Source organism: Lysinibacillus sp. NPDC097214 (genome assembly GCF_050277945.1).
Taxonomy (GTDB): domain Bacteria; phylum Bacillota; class Bacilli; order Bacillales_A; family Planococcaceae; genus Lysinibacillus; species Lysinibacillus xylanilyticus_B.
Genome location: NZ_JBNNSS010000002.1, coordinates 304,911 through 326,361, shown reverse-complemented (window position 1 = coordinate 326,361; position 21,451 = coordinate 304,911). Strand labels below are relative to the sequence as shown.

Annotated in this window: 21 protein-coding genes; 13 read left to right on the top strand and 8 right to left on the bottom strand. The window is 37.2% G+C overall.

The genetic code is table 11. The annotated features are described in order from the left end of the window. Nucleotides 1-2: 2 nt before the first annotated feature. Nucleotides 3-944 carry an ABC transporter permease gene (locus ACQKMI_RS05410; protein ID WP_427487648.1) on the top strand — a complete coding sequence of 314 codons (942 nt, stop codon included), beginning with the start codon at nucleotides 3-5 and terminating at the stop codon, nucleotides 942-944. 14 nt (nucleotides 945-958) lie between these two features. Further along, the gene (locus ACQKMI_RS05405; RefSeq protein WP_323646483.1) at nucleotides 959-1,786 is read left to right on the top strand and encodes an ABC transporter permease; all 828 of its coding nucleotides are present in this window, start codon (nucleotides 959-961) and stop codon (nucleotides 1,784-1,786) included. On the opposite strand, the gene ACQKMI_RS05400 is transcribed toward ACQKMI_RS05405, so the two are convergent. Both ACQKMI_RS05400 and ACQKMI_RS05395 read right to left on the bottom strand, forming a co-directional pair. Beyond that, nucleotides 1,775-3,412, bottom strand: a complete 1,638-nt coding sequence (locus ACQKMI_RS05400) for a PucR family transcriptional regulator (RefSeq protein WP_427487647.1) — start codon at nucleotides 3,410-3,412, stop codon at nucleotides 1,775-1,777. The genes ACQKMI_RS05405 and ACQKMI_RS05400 overlap by 12 nt on opposite strands. Before the next feature lie 232 nt (nucleotides 3,413-3,644). After that, a complete protein-coding gene (locus ACQKMI_RS05395) occupies nucleotides 3,645-4,097 on the bottom strand; it encodes a MarR family winged helix-turn-helix transcriptional regulator (RefSeq protein ID WP_427487646.1) in 453 nt (150 codons plus the stop codon). A gap of 194 nt (nucleotides 4,098-4,291) precedes the next feature. Here ACQKMI_RS05395 and ACQKMI_RS05390 point away from each other — a divergent pair, with 194 nt between their 5' ends. The 8 genes from ACQKMI_RS05390 to ACQKMI_RS05355 all read left to right on the top strand — a co-directional run bounded on the left by ACQKMI_RS05390 (nucleotide 4,292) and on the right by ACQKMI_RS05355 (nucleotide 12,091). Beyond that, nucleotides 4,292-4,723 carry a GNAT family N-acetyltransferase gene (locus tag ACQKMI_RS05390; protein ID WP_427487645.1) on the top strand — a complete coding sequence of 144 codons (432 nt, stop codon included), beginning with the start codon at nucleotides 4,292-4,294 and terminating at the stop codon, nucleotides 4,721-4,723. Nucleotides 4,724-5,482: 759 nt separating this feature from the next. Beyond that, entirely contained in the window at nucleotides 5,483-6,082 is a 600-nt protein-coding gene (locus ACQKMI_RS05385) for a glycerol-3-phosphate responsive antiterminator (protein WP_427487644.1), read from the top strand. A 156-nt stretch (nucleotides 6,083-6,238) separates the two neighbouring features. Beyond that, nucleotides 6,239-7,534, top strand: coding sequence for an ABC transporter substrate-binding protein (locus tag ACQKMI_RS05380; protein ID WP_427487643.1), 1,296 nt, complete (start codon nucleotides 6,239-6,241; stop codon nucleotides 7,532-7,534). A gap of 63 nt (nucleotides 7,535-7,597) precedes the next feature. Then, nucleotides 7,598-8,515: a carbohydrate ABC transporter permease gene (locus ACQKMI_RS05375; RefSeq protein WP_427487642.1), complete on the top strand. Its 918-nt coding sequence runs from the start codon at nucleotides 7,598-7,600 to the stop codon at nucleotides 8,513-8,515. Further along, on the top strand, nucleotides 8,502-9,326 hold the full coding sequence (locus ACQKMI_RS05370) for a carbohydrate ABC transporter permease (protein ID WP_427487641.1): 825 nt from the start codon (nucleotides 8,502-8,504) through the stop codon (nucleotides 9,324-9,326). Before ACQKMI_RS05375 ends, ACQKMI_RS05370 begins: the two co-directional genes overlap by 14 nt. Before the next feature lie 12 nt (nucleotides 9,327-9,338). Continuing rightward, nucleotides 9,339-10,430 (top strand): ABC transporter ATP-binding protein, encoded by a 1,092-nt coding sequence (locus ACQKMI_RS05365; RefSeq protein WP_427487640.1) that lies wholly within the window; start codon nucleotides 9,339-9,341, stop codon nucleotides 10,428-10,430. 49 nt (nucleotides 10,431-10,479) lie between these two features. Continuing rightward, nucleotides 10,480-11,292: a sugar phosphate isomerase/epimerase family protein gene (locus tag ACQKMI_RS05360; protein WP_427487639.1), complete on the top strand. Its 813-nt coding sequence runs from the start codon at nucleotides 10,480-10,482 to the stop codon at nucleotides 11,290-11,292. Nucleotides 11,293-11,299: 7 nt separating this feature from the next. Continuing rightward, the gene (locus tag ACQKMI_RS05355; protein WP_427487638.1) at nucleotides 11,300-12,091 is read left to right on the top strand and encodes an HAD-IIA family hydrolase; all 792 of its coding nucleotides are present in this window, start codon (nucleotides 11,300-11,302) and stop codon (nucleotides 12,089-12,091) included. A gap of 559 nt (nucleotides 12,092-12,650) precedes the next feature. Here the strand turns inward: ACQKMI_RS05355 and ACQKMI_RS05350 are convergent. Next, nucleotides 12,651-13,634 (bottom strand): carbohydrate kinase family protein, encoded by a 984-nt coding sequence (locus ACQKMI_RS05350; protein ID WP_427487637.1) that lies wholly within the window; start codon nucleotides 13,632-13,634, stop codon nucleotides 12,651-12,653. Between the two features lie 82 nt (nucleotides 13,635-13,716). Between ACQKMI_RS05350 and ACQKMI_RS05345 the strand changes: the two genes are divergently transcribed. After that, nucleotides 13,717-13,881 carry a hypothetical protein gene (locus ACQKMI_RS05345; RefSeq protein ID WP_427487636.1) on the top strand — a complete coding sequence of 55 codons (165 nt, stop codon included), beginning with the start codon at nucleotides 13,717-13,719 and terminating at the stop codon, nucleotides 13,879-13,881. A gap of 39 nt (nucleotides 13,882-13,920) precedes the next feature. On the opposite strand, the gene ACQKMI_RS05340 is transcribed toward ACQKMI_RS05345, so the two are convergent. The 4 genes from ACQKMI_RS05340 to ACQKMI_RS05325 form a co-directional block, all read right to left on the bottom strand. Continuing rightward, entirely contained in the window at nucleotides 13,921-14,817 is an 897-nt protein-coding gene (locus ACQKMI_RS05340) for a DMT family transporter (protein WP_427487635.1), read from the bottom strand. 236 nt (nucleotides 14,818-15,053) lie between these two features. Continuing rightward, complete coding sequence (locus ACQKMI_RS05335; protein ID WP_427487634.1) at nucleotides 15,054-16,304, bottom strand: glutamate-5-semialdehyde dehydrogenase; 1,251 nt, start codon at nucleotides 16,302-16,304, stop codon at nucleotides 15,054-15,056. A gap of 12 nt (nucleotides 16,305-16,316) precedes the next feature. Beyond that, complete coding sequence (gene proB, locus ACQKMI_RS05330; RefSeq protein WP_427487633.1) at nucleotides 16,317-17,411, bottom strand: glutamate 5-kinase; 1,095 nt, start codon at nucleotides 17,409-17,411, stop codon at nucleotides 16,317-16,319. Nucleotides 17,412-17,978: 567 nt separating this feature from the next. Next, nucleotides 17,979-18,362, bottom strand: a complete 384-nt coding sequence (locus ACQKMI_RS05325) for a sodium:proton antiporter (protein WP_427487632.1) — start codon at nucleotides 18,360-18,362, stop codon at nucleotides 17,979-17,981. Nucleotides 18,363-18,650: 288 nt separating this feature from the next. On the opposite strand from ACQKMI_RS05325, the gene ACQKMI_RS05320 reads away from it, so the two are divergent. Together ACQKMI_RS05320 and ACQKMI_RS05315 are read left to right on the top strand one after the other, a co-directional pair. Next, nucleotides 18,651-19,274 carry a LysE family translocator gene (locus ACQKMI_RS05320; protein ID WP_427487631.1) on the top strand — a complete coding sequence of 208 codons (624 nt, stop codon included), beginning with the start codon at nucleotides 18,651-18,653 and terminating at the stop codon, nucleotides 19,272-19,274. A 14-nt stretch (nucleotides 19,275-19,288) separates the two neighbouring features. Then, nucleotides 19,289-20,098, top strand: coding sequence for a DUF1835 domain-containing protein (locus ACQKMI_RS05315; RefSeq protein ID WP_427487630.1), 810 nt, complete (start codon nucleotides 19,289-19,291; stop codon nucleotides 20,096-20,098). Nucleotides 20,099-20,275: 177 nt separating this feature from the next. On the opposite strand, the gene ACQKMI_RS05310 is transcribed toward ACQKMI_RS05315, so the two are convergent. Further along, nucleotides 20,276-21,157 carry a LysR family transcriptional regulator gene (locus ACQKMI_RS05310; RefSeq protein WP_427487629.1) on the bottom strand — a complete coding sequence of 294 codons (882 nt, stop codon included), beginning with the start codon at nucleotides 21,155-21,157 and terminating at the stop codon, nucleotides 20,276-20,278. Nucleotides 21,158-21,451: the final 294 nt, after the last annotated feature.

Here is a 21,451-nt window from a genome sequence, read left to right as displayed (position 1 = left end):
TGATGATGTATATGATACGTCGATTCATCCTGTTAATAACAACCATCCTTCTAGTGTCGATCATTACATTCGGTGTTTTTCAAATTTTACCTGGTGATCCGGTTCGGACAATGTTAGGTACTGAAGCGGATCCCACACAAATTGAAAATTTGCGATCAGAGCTTGGCTTGAATCGCCCCCTTTATGAGCAATATACAGATTGGATGAAGGGATTATTGACAGGGGAGTTAGGGAATTCTATTCGTTTTTCAATGCCAGTAAAAGACTTACTATTTGATAGATTACCTGTAACGATGTCATTGGCTGGGCTCACCCTCGTAATTGTGTTACTCATTTCCTTACCATTGGGGATGTTTGCGGCAAGAAGACAAAATAGGTTCAGTGATATGTCGTTGTCGACAGTGACGCAAGTTGGGATGGCAATTCCTTCGTTCTGGCTTGGAATGATACTCATTTTATATGTGGGACTGCAGTTCAGCTTCTTTAAAATAAGTGGGTATATTCCGTGGACTCAAAGTGTAGCAGGCGCATTAAGTACGCTCGTTCTTCCAGCATTAACAATTGCTATTCCACAAATTGCGGTCAATTTTCGCTATGTTCGTACGGCAATTTTGGAACAAGTTCAGCTCGATTATGTGCGTACGATTCGTAGTAAAGGGATGTCTGAACAAAATGTTATGTATAAGCATGTCTTGAAAAATTCGATGATTCCAATATTAACGGTATTTGGATTAATCATGGCTGAAGTTGTTGCTGGAACGATTATTGTGGAGCAAGTATTTTCACTGCCAGGCGTTGGACAACTCCTCATCACGGCTATTAGTAATCGTGATTTTCCATTAGTACAGGGAATCGTTATGTATATTACTGTAGCAGTGGTCATGATTAATTTTATGGTCGATATTTTATATTCTGTGTTAGATCCTAGAATCCGATTACGATGAGCGAGGTGGATACGATGAAACATATACAAAGATACATGAAAAATATTAATTTAATCATTGGTCTACTAGTCATTGTCGGTTTTCTAATCATCATGATAATCAGCTTTTTTTATACACCACATGATGTGAATTCGATGAATATACCTCAAAAATTACGTAGCCCAAGTAGTGATTATCTTTTTGGGACGGATGAATTTGGTCGTGATATTTTTAGCCGTATTATGAAAGGAACACAAACGGCCTTTGCAGTCGGACTACTGACAGTATTTATCGGAACAATTTTTGGTATTTTAATTGGTGGTATAGCGGGGTATGTCGGTGGCTGGATCGATGAAATTTTTATGCGCATGATGGATGCATTAATGGCCTTTCCAGGAATTATATTAGCTTTAATGCTCGTGGCGGTATTTGGACCAGGGATTGTTAATACGGCAATTGCATTAGGTATTATTGCCATACCGGCTATTGCCAGAATTACACGTAGTGGTTTCGTCCAACATCGTGACACTGAATATGTCTTAGCGGCAAAGTTAATCGGCGTAAAACCTTATAGCATTATGTTTCGCCATATATTACCTAATATTTCATCGCAGATTATCGTCGCTGCCACTGTGACCTTTGCGACAGCGATGCTTGCGGAGGCGGCACTGAGTTATTTAGGGCTTGGCGTGCAGCCACCAAACCCTAGTTGGGGACGAATGTTAAAAGACTCACAAGCCTATTTAGTGGGAGCCCCTTGGTACACTTATGCGCCAGGTGGAGCTATTACAGTACTTGTATTAGGTTTGTATATGCTTAGCAATGCGTTACGCGATTTTATGGATCCACGTTCAAAAGCGTAAAATATCAGGTGCTGTTTTTTTTAATAATTCATAGGCCTTCACCGCTATTTCTATATTGAGACGATGAGGGGCTTGTAAAAAATCAGCACCTAAAATATTTTCTATCCGTTCAATTCGTTTATAAAGTGTTTGGCGGACAATAAATAATTGTTCAGCAGTATCATTTTTAGCACCATTACATGCTAAATATACACAGAGCGTTTGATAAAGGTCATTCCCGTTCTTTTGATCAATTAACAGTATTTCTTGTAAATAATCTTTTACGTATTGCAAAAGAGCAGCATGATCCTGATGTAATAACAATCTGTAAACACCTAAATCCTTGAAGTAAATAGAAGAAGCAAGTTCATTATGTTGCATTTGAATGGTAGTTTTCGCTTCCTTATAGCCTTGATGTACGCTGTTAATGGATTGATATACATTACTAATGCCAAAGGTAAAGGTTATTTGCTCGAAAAGCTGCGGTGTTTTTCGGGCAATAATCTGCTGTATAGCTTGATTAAATGGGTCACGATTTTCTTCCATATCATCCGCTGCAATATAAAATGCAAGGATAATTATTTCATGTTGTCGAACCGAAACGGTAGGGAAAAAGCCAAGTTTTTTTAGGATGGAACGAACAAACATGACATTTTGTAGCTGTATTTCTTGCCAGTCTTCCTCTGTAAAGGTATCGGCATAATCAAGAATAGTAAATACGACTACACGATAAAATAAGTTGTGACTTTCCATTGGTAAATAGCTTTGATAATACTGAAGATCAATAGGCTGACCTTGTATTAAGGAGAGGATAAATTCATCCTCACGACTTTGCTGGCGTTCCTGTAGCATTCGATTGCGCATTAATATTTGGGCAATAGACATCGTTGCACGTTCAAGGTTCAACAATGTATAGTCACTTGGCTTCGGCAGTACAGAATGCATACATAAATAGCCCCATACTTGTCCAAGTCCATTGACCGGAATGATAACGAAATAATCTTCGTCAATGGATAGGAGTTGAAGGGTTTCTTGTAAGTCTAGTTGCTGACAGTGGTCATCCATAAGCTGTAAATACTTTTTGGCTTCTATTGGATAATAAAAGCTTTTTGTATCTTCGGAGACAAATAAAAATAATGCATCGGTATCTTGATGAAGCACCTGTAAAATTTTCAAAATTCCATTTGGCATTAACGACAATTCCATAAAAGTCTTTGATATCGTATCAAGCTGTGTTAGTGCTTGCTGATGCTGATTAATAATGTACGTATGTAGATCCTGCGTAATATCGATAAATCTTACAACCTCTTCAAAAATGATGATAGGAAAATCATGAGCATTCGCCATAGCAACCAGTTCTACAGGAACATAGTCAAAATAATCACCAATCTCAATACAAAGAGCTGCAGCACCATTACGAATAAGATTTTGTAAATAAGCGATTTGTGTTTCACGCTCTAACTGTAAACCTACACCAGTTGTTAAAATGAGCTCTCCGCCATTTATTAAAGTATCAAAATTTTTTATTTCTAATATATGTGTCCATAGTACTTGTCGATTTAGACCTTGTTGTCCTGCGATTAGCTTGGCAGATTCAAAATGCTTTCGCTTTAATACATCACGTACAAGTAGAGGATGTTTCGACATAAGTAAGCACCTACCCTTCGATGTACAATAATTATGTTTGATTAATCAGAAAATTTCAATGTTAAATAGAATAATAAATAGAATTCAGTACTAAGGGTTACCGGGATGAGAGACAGATGGGGGGATATGCAGTGAACGTAGGTTTGCAATTTTGATATGGTCGCTGTATTGAAAAAGATATTCTGCGTAAAGGAAGGCGATTCCAAATGCTCAGAAGCCCAAGGAATCGCCTTTAATAATTTCGTTTATTCCCTTTTTTTACATATTCCCAATCAGTGTCAATGTTTTGACGAATACGAATTAAAAAGTCTTGAACACTGTCCATTTCTTCAGGAGAAAAACCACCTAATGCTCTAGCATTCGAATAGTCTCCTTCTCGCTTTAAAAACGGATAAATCTTTAAACTTTTTTCTGTTGGGAAAAGTTGTTTGTTTTTCTTGTTACCAACTTCACTACGCTTTTCTACAAAACCTTTTGTCTCCAACTTTTGAATCGCTCGGGAGGCGGTTGTGCGATCTACCTTCAGTAGTTCAGCAACCTTTTCTTGAATAATACCAGGGTTTTCACAGATGCGAGTGACATACAAATACTGTCCCTTTGTTAAATCAAGTTCTTTAAACTCAATATTACTAATGGAATCAAGTGCCCGCGCAATCGCACCAATATCTCGTAAAATTTCCTTCATTGATTGCCTCCGAAAAAATATTGTAATTGCAATAAAAAATACTCTATACTATATATTATCATCCATGAAGGGAAATTTCACTTTATAACTTCAGGTGGTTTTCTTTTCCAATCTGCGGATTAGCAGAGCAAAAGCAAGTTCATGCAGCGGAGAGTACGCTCCTAAAACAGCAAAAAAAGAGGAGGAATAAAAAAATGAACACAAAAAAAATTACAGATGAAAAAGATTTACAAACAGCATTTGCCATTCGTCAAAAAGTTTTTATTGAGGAGCAAAAGGTGCCAGAGGAAGAAGAATATGATGAGTTCGACACTCTAGATGCAGCATGTGATCATATTCTTGTGTACTATAACGATCAACCTGTAGGTACTGGTAGACTGCGAGTTGTTGATGGCTATGGAAAACTAGAGCGTATATGTATATTAATAGAATTCCGCAAATTTGGTTTAGGTAAAGTAATTATCCAACGTTTAGAGGAAATAGCACTTGAAAAAGGTTTAACAAAATCAAAATTAAACGCGCAATCTTATGCAGAGGGCTTTTATGAAAAATTAGGCTATAAGCGTGAAGGTGAAGAATTTATGGATTGTGGCATCCCACATATTTTAATGAAAAAAACAATTTAATAAGGCGTAGGACGTACTGGCAATTGAAACAAGCTGGATTTAACGATTAAAAAATAGCAAACTAGGCTTAATGTTAGTTTGCTATTTTACTTTTCAGTATCAAGCGTAGTTCAAAATCACTTTGAAGTCTAATCGAATAACGGTCGCTGTTGTTGGATTTGTTGCTTGTCCATCGAATAGGTACTCATCAAATGGTTTAATGTAGTATCGGAGCTGCGCGTCGGTAGCGTCAAACTAGCTTGCCACTTCGGCTGTTGAGTAGTATTTCTTTTCAATCAATTCGTTTAAATATAGCTCGGATAAAAAGTTCTAATCGGCTGGTGTTTCCTGGATTACTTGAAATAATGGATCATTCACGAGGACCTCTTATATACACATCTCTATTGAAATCGTCTGTTCCATACTCTATGCTCTCCTATTCTTCACAAAATTTTTCATTTCTTTTCTACGCTATGGTATTGAAAAAATGCAGAAAAAAGAGCTCTCAGACGAAACGAGACGGGAAATCATCCGTCATCTCGATTTTAAATACGTCTAAGAGTCATCTTATTTGTAAAAGTTAACTTCAAAATACCTATTTGAAGTCTTTTTTTGACTGATTTTATATGCTCAATTCAAAAATATCTATCCTTATATTTATGCTTTTTCTAAGTTATTAAACGGGATGTAATGTTTCTTAATGTTTTGTAAAAAAACGTACCAAAATGTTTATAGACATATTGTTACCATTATAATGCTTACAAAGAGGAGGAATAGATTGTGTATAAAGTATTTAAAGATCGGCTCTCCGAAAAACAGCTTATTGCCGCTATTAAAGAGCCAAAAGCGATTGAAGTTGCATTAAAGTATAAAGACAATATTAGTGCTGTCATATTAATGATGGGCAATATTTTAACTGTCAAAAACTATGTACAATTATTTCATGATGCTGGATTGCCTGTTATTTTACACGTTGAAAAAATTGGTGGTTTACAGCTAGACCAATACGGTATTGATTTTGTAAGTGAAGTCGTTAAGCCATTTGCGATTGTCACAACGAAAGCAAATGTCATTAAACGTGCGAAGCAAAAGAAGATTTTTGTTATTCAACGTATTTTTTTAATTGATACAGAGGTTTATCAGCAGCTCGAGCATACCATTCATCATACAGCAGCAGATATGATTGAAATTATGCCATGCCGAGCTCCTGATTTTATACATAAGCTAATTCAAGTGACAGAGAAGCCTATAATTACAGGCGGTTTATTAGATAAGGTAGAACATGCCGAAGCAGCATTAGCACATGGCGCAAATGCTGTCACAACATCGAATGTAAAATTATGGAGTAAACCGATTAACAAAAGACAAATAATTAATTAATATTTTCCACATATTATCTTAATTATTTATCGCTATAGTAAGAAGCGTAAAGTAAATAGTACTAGGCGTATATCAGAGAGGCCGCAAATTGTCGTGTTTTACTGACTTTTTGCGGCCTCTTTTTTTATACCTAGTCATTCGAGGAGGAGAGAGAAAATGAAGTTGTGGTCAAAATTTGTATTACTATTCGCTGTGATGCTGACATTAGCAGCGTGTAGCAGTAGTGATCAAGAGTCAGGTAGTTCAACAGAAGGTGGTAAAACAAAAATTGAATATTGGCATGTAAATGCTGAAACACAAGGAGGAAAAACAGTCGAAGCGTTAGTTGAAGAATTCAATGCCCAAAGCGACACAGTTGAAGTCGTAGCGAAATATAACCCAGATATGTATAAAGGGTTAATGCAAAACTTGCAAGCTGAAGTGGCTGCTGGTTCTTCACCAGCTATCGTACAAATCGGTTGGGCATTTTTAGATTACTTCTCAAATAACTTCTCATACGTAACACCACAAGAGGTTATTGATGCACATTTTGAAGAAGACAAAACATTCTTTGAAGATAACTTTTTACCAAACATTATGGATTTAGCAAAAAATAGCGAAGGTACTCAAGTAGGGATTCCATACTCGTTAAGTACACCAGTACTTTACATTAATCGTGACTTATTAAAAGAAGCAGGCTTACCAACAACAGGTCCTACAACGTGGGAGCAATTGAAAGAAGATGCAAAAGCAGTTTTAGATACAACAGGAAAATACGGTTTCTATATGCAAGAGCCTGCTGATAACTGGGCAACTCAAGCTTTATTAGAAAGTAATGGCGCGAAAATTATAACAGACGGAAAAGCAACATTTGGTTCTGAAAAAGGAATTGAAGCTTATTCATTATTAAGTGACATGGTAGTAGAAGATAAGTCAGCTTTACATATCGGATGGGACCAAGGCGTTCAAAGCTTTATCGATGGTAACGTAGCCATGCTTTATACAACAATTGCACAACGTTCAAACATCCAAAACAATGCGCAATTTGATGTAGCAACTATTAAATCACCTGCTTGGGAAGGGGAAGAAGTAAAATTACCTGCTGGTGGTGCCATGTTAGCAATTACAGCACAAGAGGAAGAGCAACAAAAAGCAGCTTGGGAATTTATGAAGTTCTTATACAATGTTGAATCGGTGGCGAAGTGGACTGAAGGTACTGGTTACGTACCTGCTCGTGAAGGTGTAGCCGATGCAGAAAACGGTTTAAAACAATTCTTAGCGGAAAATAAAATGATGCAAGCAGCAATTGATCAAATGTCTGGTGTTGTACCTTGGACATCTTTCCCTGGTGATGCTGGTTTACAAGCAGAGCAATTATTATTAGACGTGCGTGACCAAATCCTTGGTGGTTCAGTAACTGTCGAAGAAGGTCTTACATCAACAGAACAATCAATTAATAAATTATTAAAATAATGAAAAAGTTGGTAGGTAGCGTTTTACTTACCTACTAGCTTTATTTTTGAAAGTGGTGATGACATGCAAATAATTACGTCCTATTGGAAAAAGCGCTTTGTTCATAAACAAAGCGTGCTCGCTTATTGCTTATTATTTCCATCTGTAGCTGTAATAGCAATGTTTATGTTTTGGCCGTTTATATATACGATTTATTTGAGTTTTTTTGACTGGAATATGATTAGTCCGACAAAAGATTTCGTTGGACTGCAAAACTATATTAATGTTTTAAGAGACCCAATCACCTACAAAGTATTTTTAAACACTGCCATTTACATACTCATTTTATTAGCAATTAACTTTACGATCCCCTACATTTTTGCTTATGTATTAGATTTTGTCGTTGATAAAATAGATGGTTTTTATAAAAGTGCCTTTTTCTTACCAGCTTTCATTTCATTAGTCGTTGGTTCTATTTTATACTCATGGCTGTTAAACCCAGTTTCTGGTCCCATTGCGATTATTATGGGGTGGATTGGGCTAGATATGCCGATTTGGAGTAAATCACAAGGTTGGGTTATCTTAGTTATCACATTAATCATTTCTTGGAAGATTTTTGGTTATAACTTTATTTTACTATATGCCTCGATTAATGGTATTTCACGAGAAATCATTGAAGCTGCTCGACTAGACAATGTACCGTTATGGAAAATATTCTTTAATATTGTTGTGCCCATGAGTAGTGCTACAGGTATTTATATTTTCATCATTACAATCGTACAAGGTTTACAGTTTTCGTTTACACCGATAAAAGTCATTGCACAAGGTGGTCCAAACTATGCTAGCTCGAATGTGATTTACCATGCATATCATGAAGCATTCGTCTTATATCGTACAGGGCACTCAGCTGCTTTATCGATTTTAACAATGGCTATTTTCGTTGTGCTATTAATTGTTGAATTTAGATATGTGGAAAGAGGTATTTACTATGAGAATAAGTAAAAAAGTAACAATACCTTGGCATATTATTTTTATGTTCACCGTCTTTTTGTTAATTTTCCCAATTATCTTTGCGGTCGGGTCGTCATTTAAAACATTGCAAGATGCGTATAATAGCCCACTATCTATTTTCCCAATGAATCCAACATTGGAAAACTATAAAGTATTCTTCGAAAGCTTGCCAGCATTCAAAATCACATTGAATACATTTATTATTGCATCGGTTGTAACGATTTTTAAAGTAGTAACATCATTCTTGGCAGCGTATGCCTTTGTTTATTTTTTCTTCAAAGGAAAAAACGTCTTGTATTTCTTTTTAATTAGTACAATCTTTTTACCATTTACGGTAACAATGATTCCAAACTATTTAATTATTTCAAGCCTGGGCTTAGGAAACACGATTTGGGGTGTTATTTTACCACAGCTCGCTGATGCAATGGGTATTTTCTTATTAACTCAAGCATTACGTACGATTCCAATGTCTTTAATTGAAGTTGCACGCCTTGATAATATGAGTCATGGGCACATTATGAGAGATATTGTGTTACCGCTTGCGAAGCCTGCTGTTACGTCAACAAGTATTTGGTTTTTCATTACATCATGGAACGAATATGTATGGCCGATGTTAATTTTAAAAAGCACAGAGAACTATACGCTTCCATTAGCACTTCAAATGTATATCAGCTCTGAAGGTGGTACGAACTTCACTGTTGCAATGGCTGTTTCTGTCATTACAATGATAATTCCACTGGCCCTATATTTAATGTTCCAAAAATACATTATTGGAACATTTGCATCATCGGGCATTAAATAGGAGGACAACAATATGAAAGAAATTCATTTCGAAAATGTCAGAAAAAACTACGGGAAAACCGAAGTTGTAAAAGGGCTTAACTTTACAATTGAAAAAGGAGAACGTCTTATTTTATTAGGTCCCTCAGGTTGTGGGAAATCGACTACATTACGTATGATTGCTGGGCTCGAGGATATTTCTTCTGGAGAACTTATTATGGATGGCAAAATCGTCAATAATATTCCAAGCGGTAAGCGAAATGTTGCGATGGTTTTCCAAAACTACGCGCTTTACCCACATATGACTGTTAAACAAAATATTACCTATGCTCTTCGCATGAAGAAGGTGCCGAAAAAAGAAATTGAATCACGCTTAGAGGATGTATTAATGATGCTTCAGCTTAAAGGCTTAGAAGATCGTTTACCAAAGGATTTATCAGGTGGTCAACGCCAGCGTGTTGCATTAGCACGTGCTATTGTGAAGCAAGCTGACTACTTTTTATTAGATGAGCCTTTATCTAATTTAGATGCACAGCTACGTGTATCGGCTAGAAAAGAACTTGTTAAAATTCATGAGAAATATAAACAAACCATCGTTTATGTAACGCATGATCAAATTGAAGCAATGACTGTCGGAAATCGCATTGCGCTTCTAAATGAAGGTGTTTTACAAATGCTTGATACACCTGAAAATGTGTATCATCACCCCGCGAATATTTTTACAGCTAAGTTTATCGGTGCGCCCCCGACAAATATTTTAACAATGAAGTATCAAGATGGTGATATTCACTTTGGTACACAAAGCTTCTCTCTTTCCGCTGATTGGGTGAAAAAAGTGTATGAAGCAGAATCACCACAATTAGTATTCGGTATTCGTCCTGAACATATTGAGCTTTCGACAGAACCACATACGCTAAATGCAACTGTGAAATCAATTGAAAACTTAGGCGCAGAATACGCTGTGTATATGACATTTAATAATGAAGAAATGATAGCTTTAAGCACACATAAAAATTGGACTATTAATCAGCAAGTATATGTTCACTTTAAAATGGAGCATATTCATTTATTTGATAAAGCTACAACTAACTCTATCGGCTACCCAATTGCATATATAAATAAATAAATAAATAAATAAATAAATAAATCGTTTTAAACTGAGGAGGATACATACAATGGTACAACAAATTTGCTTTTCAGACTTACCACTATTAACACATGATGTTATCGAGAACGTAGAAAAATTAATCGCTGCTGGTGCAGAGGTTGTTGAATTAATGATGGACGGTGAGAAATGGGATGACATGGAAGGATTATTCCCCACATTAATAGAAGAATTAAAGGCATTACCGGTACGTTACACTATTCATCCACCTGCTTGGGATATTAATATTACAAGTGAAAATAAAGCAATTCGTGAAGCATCATTCCACGAATATCGTAAAGCAATTGAATTTGCTAGCATGATTAATGCGCAGCACGTTGTTATTCACCCAGGATTTTGCTTCTGTCCACAATTTGATAAAGAATTAGGGAAAAAACGCGCGAAGGAATACATTCACAAGCTATGCGACATCGCGAAACCATTAAATGTCTCACTAGCAATTGAAAATGTTGGCTATAACGGCTCATCATTATTTACAAAAGAAGAATATGAGCACTTCTTAGATGATGTAGATGAAATAACTGGCTATTTAATTGATGTTGGACATGCCAATTTAAATGGCTGGGACATTGCTTCGACAATCATTAATGTCAAGGATCGTCTGCTTGCACTACATTTACATGACAACACAGCAACATGTGATGAGCACTTACCTATAGGTGAAGGAACGATTGACTGGACATCTATTTTCAACGCTATTGTAGATGAAAATATCTATTGTGAATTAATTTTAGAATATGCACCTGCTACAGATTTACAATTATTAACAGCCGGCAAAGCAGTAATTTTAAACGAATTAGCAAATCGTTCGAAAGTAGGCTAATACATTGATGACTATACAAACATATGATGCGTATTGTTTCGATTTAGATGGCACAATTTATGTGGGGGATAAAATTCTCCCAGGTGTAATTAACACCATTACACAACTACGGCAGCTGCGTAAGCATATCTTCTTCATCTCTAACTCACCAACACAAACGCGTCAAGATGTAGTTGAAAAACTACGGAAATTTGGCATACAGATAACTGCTGAACAAGTAATCACATCAGCTTATTTAACAGCTCAATATGTATTAGAACATATGCCAAGAAGCATTTCTTATATTGTCGGTGAAGCTGCAATAAGTAAGGAGTTTCAATACGAACAGCTTCAAATGACGACTGACCCACTTCACGCAACTCATGTTATTATAGGCTTAGATCGTCAAATTACGTTTGATAAGCTAAACAATGCGATGATTGCGGTCCGTAACGGTGCACAAATTATCGTCACAAATCCTGACCATGCTTGCCCTGTACCAACTGGATTCCAAGTAGATACGATGGCAATTGCCAAAGCAGTTGAAGTTGCGTCTGACAGTACAATTGATATTATTGTTGGCAAGCCTTCTCCATATTTTGCGGAGCATATCGTGCGCATGATCGACGTCAAAAAGGAGAATTATTTAATTATCGGTGACCGCCTTGAAACGGATATTTTACTCGGCAATCAAGCCGGAATTGACACTTGCTTTGTCTTAACAGGGGCTTCGACGATAGCGCAGCTAGAAAGTATACCCTATAAGCCGAAGTATATTATTAAAACGATGCATGAATTACATGTTGCTTTAACAAGTTAAGTAAATGATGTAACGTTAGCTCCATGAAAAAAGAGTTGTAAATACGCTCGAATATTTCGAGTTTATTTACAACTCTAAAAAATTATAGAGGAACTTTATTTCTTTTCAATATACGGGGAAGGTGCAATTGGTGCACCTCTACTTAATTCAATCTTAATAATTAACCTGCTCCGGTATGAAAAATTGTACTATTTTGTTTCTTTATTTTTCTCTATTCTGTGGCCCTCTGTTTATGCTAGTTTTATTGAAAAAGGGCCCAATACAAGGGCTCTTAGCCGAATCAAGAAGGAGAACAAACCGCTAATTCGATTTAAATACATCTGAGAGCTCATTTTATTTTCATGGTTATCTATAAAATACCCCTGTTAGTAAAGTTAACTGGTTAACTATATAATTCTTCAGTAGTAATCTTTTCCGTCTATCGATGACGACTGTCGGTGTAACAATGGCATGAATCGTCTCGTTTTTTACCTTTTTTTGGAGGGTGTACTCCACACCAGCCGACAGCCGACGAAATAGTAAAATCAATTAGCTTTTGTTCGTTTTTTTGTAATAGATTTCACCCGATCTCTTCCTCATACAAAAGATTAAATGGCAATTCACGCTTAGTAAGGTAAGAGGCAATGGCCCCATGTTTTTCTGTCGAAGCGCCTGCATAGCTATTCGCGAATGTAAGGAGGGAGGTAGCATGCTGCTGACAAAAGTCGATTAGATTGATTGCTGTAATCTGTTTGCTAAGGAGAATAGCTAACAATGCACCAACAAAGGCATCACCAGCTCCAGTTGTATCAATCGCATGGACCTTGTCAGCTGGTACTTTAACATGAAGCTTTTTCGTATAAAGACTTGCACCTTCTGCTCCACGAGTAATGATAAGTACTTGTACTTTCCCTTGAAATAATGAATGGACCGCTGTTTTCTCCTCCTCAATCGCTGTTAAAAATAAAAGCTCTTCCTCGGACAATTTAACGATATGAGCCTTTGGTAAAAATTCTAAAATGGTTTGACGACATGCCTTCGCATCATTCCATAGTGGCAAGCGAACATTTGGATCAAAAGAAACGAGACTACCTGCCTGATGAGCCTGTTCAATCAAGGCCACATGTGCATGTTTCATCGGGCTTTCGACTAAATTAACTGAACAAAAATGAAGAATATCTTTATCTGTTAATAGATTAGGTGGGAGTTGTTCTTTGTTGTATAGCAAATCTGCAGCGTGGCGTCGATAAAATAAGAAATCACGGGCTCCATCACTTGCCAGTGAAACAAAGGCTAGACTTGTTTCACCCTCAACAGTTTGAACAATATAGTTTGTATCAACATCGGCTTTCTTTAACGTTGCTACTAGAAAATCTCCAAAAGCATCCTGACCTACCTGTGTAATGAGGGCTGCTTGTTGCTCAAGTTTTGCACAAACAGCTGCAACATTGGCAGGGGCCCCACCAGCATTTTTAGTAAATTGTTCAACTGTAGCAAGGGAGGCATTTTGTTCAGTAGGTGTAAAATCAATTAATAATTCACCAATTGCATAAAGTTTACTCATCGAAAATCCTCCTTTATATCAAGTTCGCCTTAGGTAATTGTTGCTGACGCTCCGCTTTCGCGTAGAAAAATTGCCATAAGGTGTGGCTATCCGTCGCTTTGTCTTTTCTATCCGTCACCTTGGCTCTTCCTTCCGTCGCTCTGGCGGTTCTATCCACGATTTTGGAGGTTCTATCCACGACTTTGACGGTTCTATCCATGAATTTGGCGGTTCTATCCGTCGCTCAGCACGACCGTTCCGTCACTAGGCGCTTTGCATCCGTCGTTCTGCCAGGCCGTTCCATTGCCTACATTTCTAGCTGTCTCTTCACCTGAGATACTCGCTTTTTCTTTGGTACGTAAATAGTGTAGAAAATACCACCGAAAATTAATACGATACCAGCTGTTTGCATGAAGCTCGGCATAAAATCAAGCAACAGCATATCAAGCAATATTGCCACAACTGGGTCAACAAATACTAATACTGAAACTAGTATGGTAGAGAGGCTGCGAATACTATCAAAAAATAAATAATAAACAAACCCTGTATGAATAAAGCCTGTTCCTAAAATATATAGCCAGTTTGTAGTCGTTAAGCTTTCAAATAACGAAAAATTAACAAATGGCAATAGTATGATAATTCCGACCGTTGTTTGGATATATGTTAAGGCGTAGGAGCTAAGCTTTGTGATCGTTTTACTTGTTAACATCGTAAATGCGTAAAATAATGCAGACAGTAATGCCCAAATAAAGCCTGATTTCATAAATTCAGAGAGGGACATAAAATTATTTAAACCAATAATAAACATACTGCCGATAAAACAAGTTAGTGTTGCTAGTAAAGCTTGAATAGTCATCTTTTCTTTTAAAAACAATGCGCCAAAAATTAATACGAATATTGGTGCTAAATTATAGATAGAAATGGCAATGGAAATCGACATTTCTTCAAAGGCTTTAAATAAAAATACCCAGTTTAAGACAATAAAGACACCGCATAGAAGTGTACGTATTATTTCGTTTTTATCCCATTTCTCCGTCTTATGACCACCAGTGATAAGCCACATGCCGCCAAGGAAGAGGGTAGCGCAAATACATCTAACAAATACTAGCTCGATTGCAGGTACACCCGTATGAACGGTGAAAAATCCAATAGAACCAAAAAGAGCCATTGAAACAGTTAGTTTAATAATCGCTGACATGTTCATATAAAACCTTCTTTCTATTAAAATATTTTATTATTCTTGACGCTTGTGAAAATAGGGGAGACGTAATGTCATTTCGTCCTATTATCAAATTTCTTCGCTCACGTAGTGATCATAACTGCCCGGTAATAGTAAAATCCGTCAAATCATTTTATAAATATTTCAAATCCTTAGGCTTCAAAAAATAAGCGAAGAAAGCCGACAGTGTATGTGAACTGTCGGCTTTTATTGTTCTACAATTATTCTCGGATTTGGCCGTTACCGTGAATGTAATACTTTGTAGATGTTAACGCAGGTAAACCCATTGGTCCTCGAGCATGTAATTTTTGCGTACTAATGCCGATTTCTGCACCGTAGCCAAATTCAAAGCCATCTGTGAAGCGAGTGGAGGCATTGTGATAAACAGCAGCGGCATCCACGCTATGTAAGAAAGTATCTGCTACTAACTGATCCTCTGTCATGATGGCTTCAGAATGGTTCGTGCCATATTTATTAATGTGCTCAATTGCTTCATTAACATTTTCCACAATTTTAACGCTGATTTTTAAATCTAAATATTCAGTTGCATAGTCTTCTACCGTTGCTAGTTGCGCGAAATCAAGAGCTTGACAAACGATGTCATCGCCGATAATTGTCACACCAGCTTGATGTATAGCACTTAGTAACTGTTTGCCGTGCTCATGAAACCAATCAGGATGAATAAGTAAACTTTCTGCGGCATTACAAACAGAAGGACGCTGTGTTTTTGCGTTGATACAAATCTTTTCTGTTTTTATGTAATCGGCCGATTGGTCTACATAAATATGACAGTTGCCAGCACCTGTTTCTAATACTGGTACAGTGGCTTCGTTTACTACTAAGTCAATAAGTGCCTTTCCGCCACGAGGAATTAAAACATCTAAGTATTCTTTTAAATGAAATAATTCTTTGACAGTTTCACGATTTGTATCCTCGATTAATTGTACAGCGTCCGCAGGGATAGCCGTTTTTCTAAGTGCACGATGAATACTTGCCACTAGTGCTACATTAGAAAATTTAGCAGAAGAGCTACCACGTAAAATGACTGCATTGCCTGTTTTCAATGATAAAGTTGCCGCATCCACTGTTACATTAGGGCGTGCCTCGTAAATCATCCCGATAACGCCAATTGGCACTAGACGCTTTTCAATTAGTAATCCATTATCTTTTTCTATTCGTTCTAAGAGACTGCCTACTGGATCATTTAATTCAACTAGTAAGTGAATAGCGCTTGACATAGCTTCCACGCGTTCTTTGTTGAGCATGATGCGATCAAGTGTAGAAGCGGGCATTCCTTGTTTCTCGCCATTTGCTAAATCCTTTGCATTTTCATCAATGATCGTATCTTGGTCGATTAGTAATTGCTCAGCAATTTTTGTGAGAGCCTCATTTTTCTCGCGAGTTGTTTTAATATTTAAAATATAGCTTGCGGCCTTAGCCAGCTTTCCTTTTTGTTGAACTTCACTCGTCATGTGAATTCCTCCTTAATTTGTTTGAATTTTTAGCCATTTATCTCGATGAATGACCTCAATGGGATAGTTCGTTAACTCATCTGTACGTTTTCCCATCGCATGTGCTAACTCTAGGGAAGAATATAAGACCTCACCACGGCCAAGCAATCTCTTTTCACTATAGACCTCGACAACGTCGCCATTTGCGAAGTCGCCTTCAACACGATATACACCAGCAGGCAACAAGCTTTTCCCATTTGCCAATAATGCAAGTTCAGCACCGCTATCTATAAAAATTTTACCAGATACTTCCGTAAGTGCAATCCACTGTTTATTATTCGTTAAAACAGCAAGCGCATCATGCTCTACATACGTACCATCACCACGTCCTTCTACTATATCGACAAGCTTATTAGCACCGTGACCAGTTCCAATAAACACCTTGACACCTGCATTTAAAGCTGCTCGAGCTGCCAGTAATTTGGATTCCATACCACCTGTACCGACCTTAGACCCTGAACCATCTGCAAAGCCAAGCATCTCATCAGATACCTCTGTTAAACGATCAATACGTTGGGCATCAGGGTTTTTAGTTGGATTGGCATTATACAAGCCATTGATGTCTGTTAAGATAATGAGCTGATCGGCATGTACTAGACCACTTACAAGCGCCGATAACATGTCGTTATCTCCAAAGGTTAATTCGCTGACAGATACCGTATCGTTTTCGTTAATGATAGGTAGAACGGAACGCTCTAATAATTCCTCAAATGTGGCACAGGCATTTTTATAACGCTCTTTTTTTGAAAAATCAGTGCGTGTCAGTAAAATTTGAGCAGGCACAATATCATAAATGCTAAATAAAGCATTGTAGGTTTGAATCAGTAAACTTTGCCCAACCGCCGCTGCAGCCTGTTTACCTTTTACTGTGACGGGACGAGAAGGGTAGCCTAGCTGTTTAAAGCCTGCTGCTACTGCACCTGATGAAACAAGCAATACTTCATGACCGTATTTTTTTAATTCGGCTATCGCTTGAACATGGTCCATTAAACGTATTTTATCAATTTCACCTTTTGCATTTGTTAAGGAGCTACTCCCAATTTTGACGACGATTCTTTTTCTTTCCATAGTAATACCTCCAATTCGCCATTACACTTTTATCGAGCCACCTATAGAGGTGGTAGACTTCTAAACCTGTCGCTACGCTTTTGGTACAAAAGATATTTGTAGCTGACGTTTCACTTACGTTACATAAAACATTTGCTGAAAAAAATAAAAAACCTTTTCATCCTAAAAAATTAGGACGAAAAGGTTTACTTTCCGTGGTACCACCTAGATTGAACATCATTGACATTCCACTTTGCTCATAACGCTTGAGACTGCGCCTAGTTTAGCTAGGACGATTTACGAAGTAGGTTCTTTAGTCTTTCTTGTACAATGCCTTACAGCCGATGGGCATCGCTCTCTGTTCAAGCAGTTTCTACGTACTAATCTTCGCTCGCTTTTATTGTATAATTCAATATCTTTTTTGACTGGACCCTTATCAATTATATTGGTTGGTGTCCGATTTCTATAAAGAATGCACTACTTTAGCATGTCTGTCAAGCTGATTAGGAATGTTAATAGAAAGTTTTGAATAAATAAGTTAGTAATAACGAACAATCGAGGGTAAAGTGTAGGGCAACATAACTTTGTTTACTTAAACCACCAGATTGCGATAAATAGGGGGAGCATCGCTATAACAATCACGAAAAAACTCCATACTATTTGTTTTCCTGAAGACATGTTTTTCGGTTTAATACTCATTTTTTCATATAGTTCGTTGATGGCACGTTGTTCTTTTGCATAAAGCATAGTTTGAAATTCATCGTAATCTTGAATATAACTTGAGGGAGCGCGAGGGCTAAAGCGCAAACTTCGAATATCGTCTGTAATCTCTTTTTCACCCATCCAATAAGTAATAACTGGCGCTAACCCTAAAGTTTGCGTAGCCTGTACTCTGATATCATGTGTTTTCATTTTATAATAGACATTTCCTTGCTCGTCTTCATATTGCTTTACAATATCACTTACTGCCATCAATAAACACCTCTTTCTCCCAAACAATACGACTTTTAAGTTATGATAATATTCATTATAATGGATTAAGGTAGAAAAGTATTGCCGAAACGAGCATAATTGGCTATATGTTTTTTGTGAAAATTTAGAAAATATATATTGGTATGTAGTACAATAGATATAAATCCATTTTATGGTTATTCTTTTCTAAAAGTAATTGTTCATTACTAAAAGCGCGGTTAGTTGGAATATATTTAACCCCACTTATGATGAGTATTTTTATAAAAGTAATAGAAAGAAGGGATAGTATTGGAATTTTCAACCATAATGGCGTTTTTAGGAGCGGCAATTATTTTAACACTGATGCCAGGTCCAGATAATTTATTTGTTCTAGCGCAAAGCATCACTCAGGATAAAAAGGCTGGTATAGCAACATCACTTGGCTTATGTACAGGTTTACTCGTCCATATCGGTGCGGCGGTTGTCGGTATCTCTGCTATTATTTATCAATCAACCGTTATTTTCTCTCTTGTTAAGTTTGCAGGAGCGGCGTATTTATTGTACTTGGCATGGCAATCGTTTCGTGCGAAAGGCGATCCATTCACACTGGAACAGCAAGATAAACAAGCCTATGTGACGTTATATCGAAAAGGTATTTTAATGAATATTTTAAATCCAAAAGTTTCTTTATTTTTCTTAGCACTATTGCCACAGTTTGTAAATCCTTCTTATGGCCATGTAGGTTTACAGATGCTAATTTTGGGTATTGTATTTTTAGTACAAGCGCTAATACTATTTTCTTTATTTAGTATTTTTGCCGGTAAAGTAAGAAAAGTAATTATTGGGAAGCCTGCAATTGCTAAACGATTAAATATGATCCAAGGCGTACTTTTCACTTTTATTGGCATACAAATAGCGCTGAGTAAACAGTAAAAGAGGAGATTTTCATGGCGATTTTACATATAACGTTTAGCTTATCTACACAAGGTTCGATAAAACATGCGATACGTCAACATCATTTACAACGAGAGGAGTCGGTGCTTAGTGTCAACGAGATTTTCTCAATTGGTCCACTAAGTAGCTCAGAGGAACGAAAAAGCTGGTTAGATGCCTATATCTTTGATGATAATGAGGAACGTGAATTGTACGAGGATCTTCAAAAAGCATGGAAGGAAAAAATGGCGAGTTTACCGTCTGATGTTGATGTCTGGGTGTGGTACAGCCAAAGTGCTCATGAAGAGATTGGGTTACGTTTTGTTATGAGTGAGTTGATCAATAAATGTAGTATGGTTTATGGGATTGATGCCACAGAGGGCTTAAAACGCGTACAGCCAAACATGATGATTCATCAAACAGGTGAGCTTGCGTCAGACTTGCTAATGAAGCTTCGTTCTGAGGCAAAACGCTTCACTATTGAGGAGTGTCAGCAACTTGCTAAGGAATGGGAAGAACTCAAACAAAACCCTAGTACGCTGCGTGTTTGGCAAGATGGGATTGTCCATGTAGCGGAAGATGCATTGGATCCCATCATTATGGAATGTGCGGAAAGAGCACATGCCGAACTAAATGAGGAATGGCTTATACCAATGCGTATCATAGGTGAAACAATTGGTGTAATGGATGACTATTTAAGTGAAGAGTTTGTGGGAAAACGTCTGATGGCACTTGCACATCAGGGACTTTTTGAGATTGGTGGAGAAACAACAGATATGTATTCATATCAAGTAAAATATGTAGGGAAATCAATAATAAAGTAGCTTCTTTACCACCTTTCATTTGGAGAAGGTGGTTTTTATTGTGATGGGACACTTTAAAAGTCAGTTAAAGGAACATCTGTGAAACTGACTTTTTCAAATTCAATTGAACATATGAAGAAAAGCGAGTAACAATTGTTATTCGCTTTTCTTTATTAGCACAATTTTTTGAAGGATAGATTACTTATTATCGTAATAATCGAATACAAATTGCTGAAATTGGCGTGCTGAAGGTGGAAGGTATCGATTTTCAATCCAAGCCATACCTATGATCCGTTCACAAACCATATCCTCCACGCGAATTTTAGCCAATTTATTTGGATTCAAGTCTTCATCAACAGGTAGTAACGATACGCCAAGCCCAGCACCTACAAAACCAGCAACTGTTGATACTTCATCACCTTCAAATGTAATCTTCGGTTTGATACCAGCAGCATTTAATAATTTATCTGCTGTACGGCGCAATGCATATCCCTTTTTCATTAGAACAAAATTCTCATGTTCAAGTTCCTTCATTTTAATACTTTTAAGTTTGGCGAAGGGATGATCGATTGGTACCATAATATAAAGCTCATCACGCCACAGCTCCTTCCAACAAACAGGTGGCTCCGTGTCAATCGCTGCGAGTAAGCAAAGGTCTAACTCTCCCGCAAGTAATTGCTTCAATTGGGAGTGTGAGTAATTTTGTGTAAAGTGAAAGCGTATATGAGGATGGTTCTGACGGAAGGCCCGGATCAAATCAGGAACGATGCTAGTCCCTAGAGTATGTAAAAAGCCGAGTGATACATCTCCTAGCTCTGGGTTATTAAGCTCCTGTAATTCTATAACTGCTTTTTCGTATTCCTTACGCATACGTAGGACACGATACAAAAAAAGCTCGCCATATCGGTTGAGCATAATCGAGCGTCCTTGTCGGTCGAATAAGGGTACTCCTAATTCCTCTTCAAGCTTTGAAATAGAACGACTTAATGCTGGCTGGGAAATAGCTAATGTTTCAGCGGCACGAGTCATATGCTCAAGTTTTGCTACAGTCACAAAATATTCCAATTGTTGCCACTCCATTTTCTCACCTCTATTCCCGTTATTTTTGAGTTAACAGCATTATAACGATAAAAGAGTAGGAAGTATAGGGACATAAAGTGAAACTTTAATCAGTGGGGGTCTTTCCCACTGATTATTAGTCTTCACCAATCGGGCATTTACGGGCAGTTGTTCTCGCATCTAATTTCTTTGCTATTACTAAATTTAAAGTGTGAGTTTTGTACCTGACGCTTCGCTTTCAGTATTACTGCCTGTTAATGCGGGATAAAGTGAAACTTTAATCAGTGGGGGTTTTTCTCACTGATTATTAGTCTT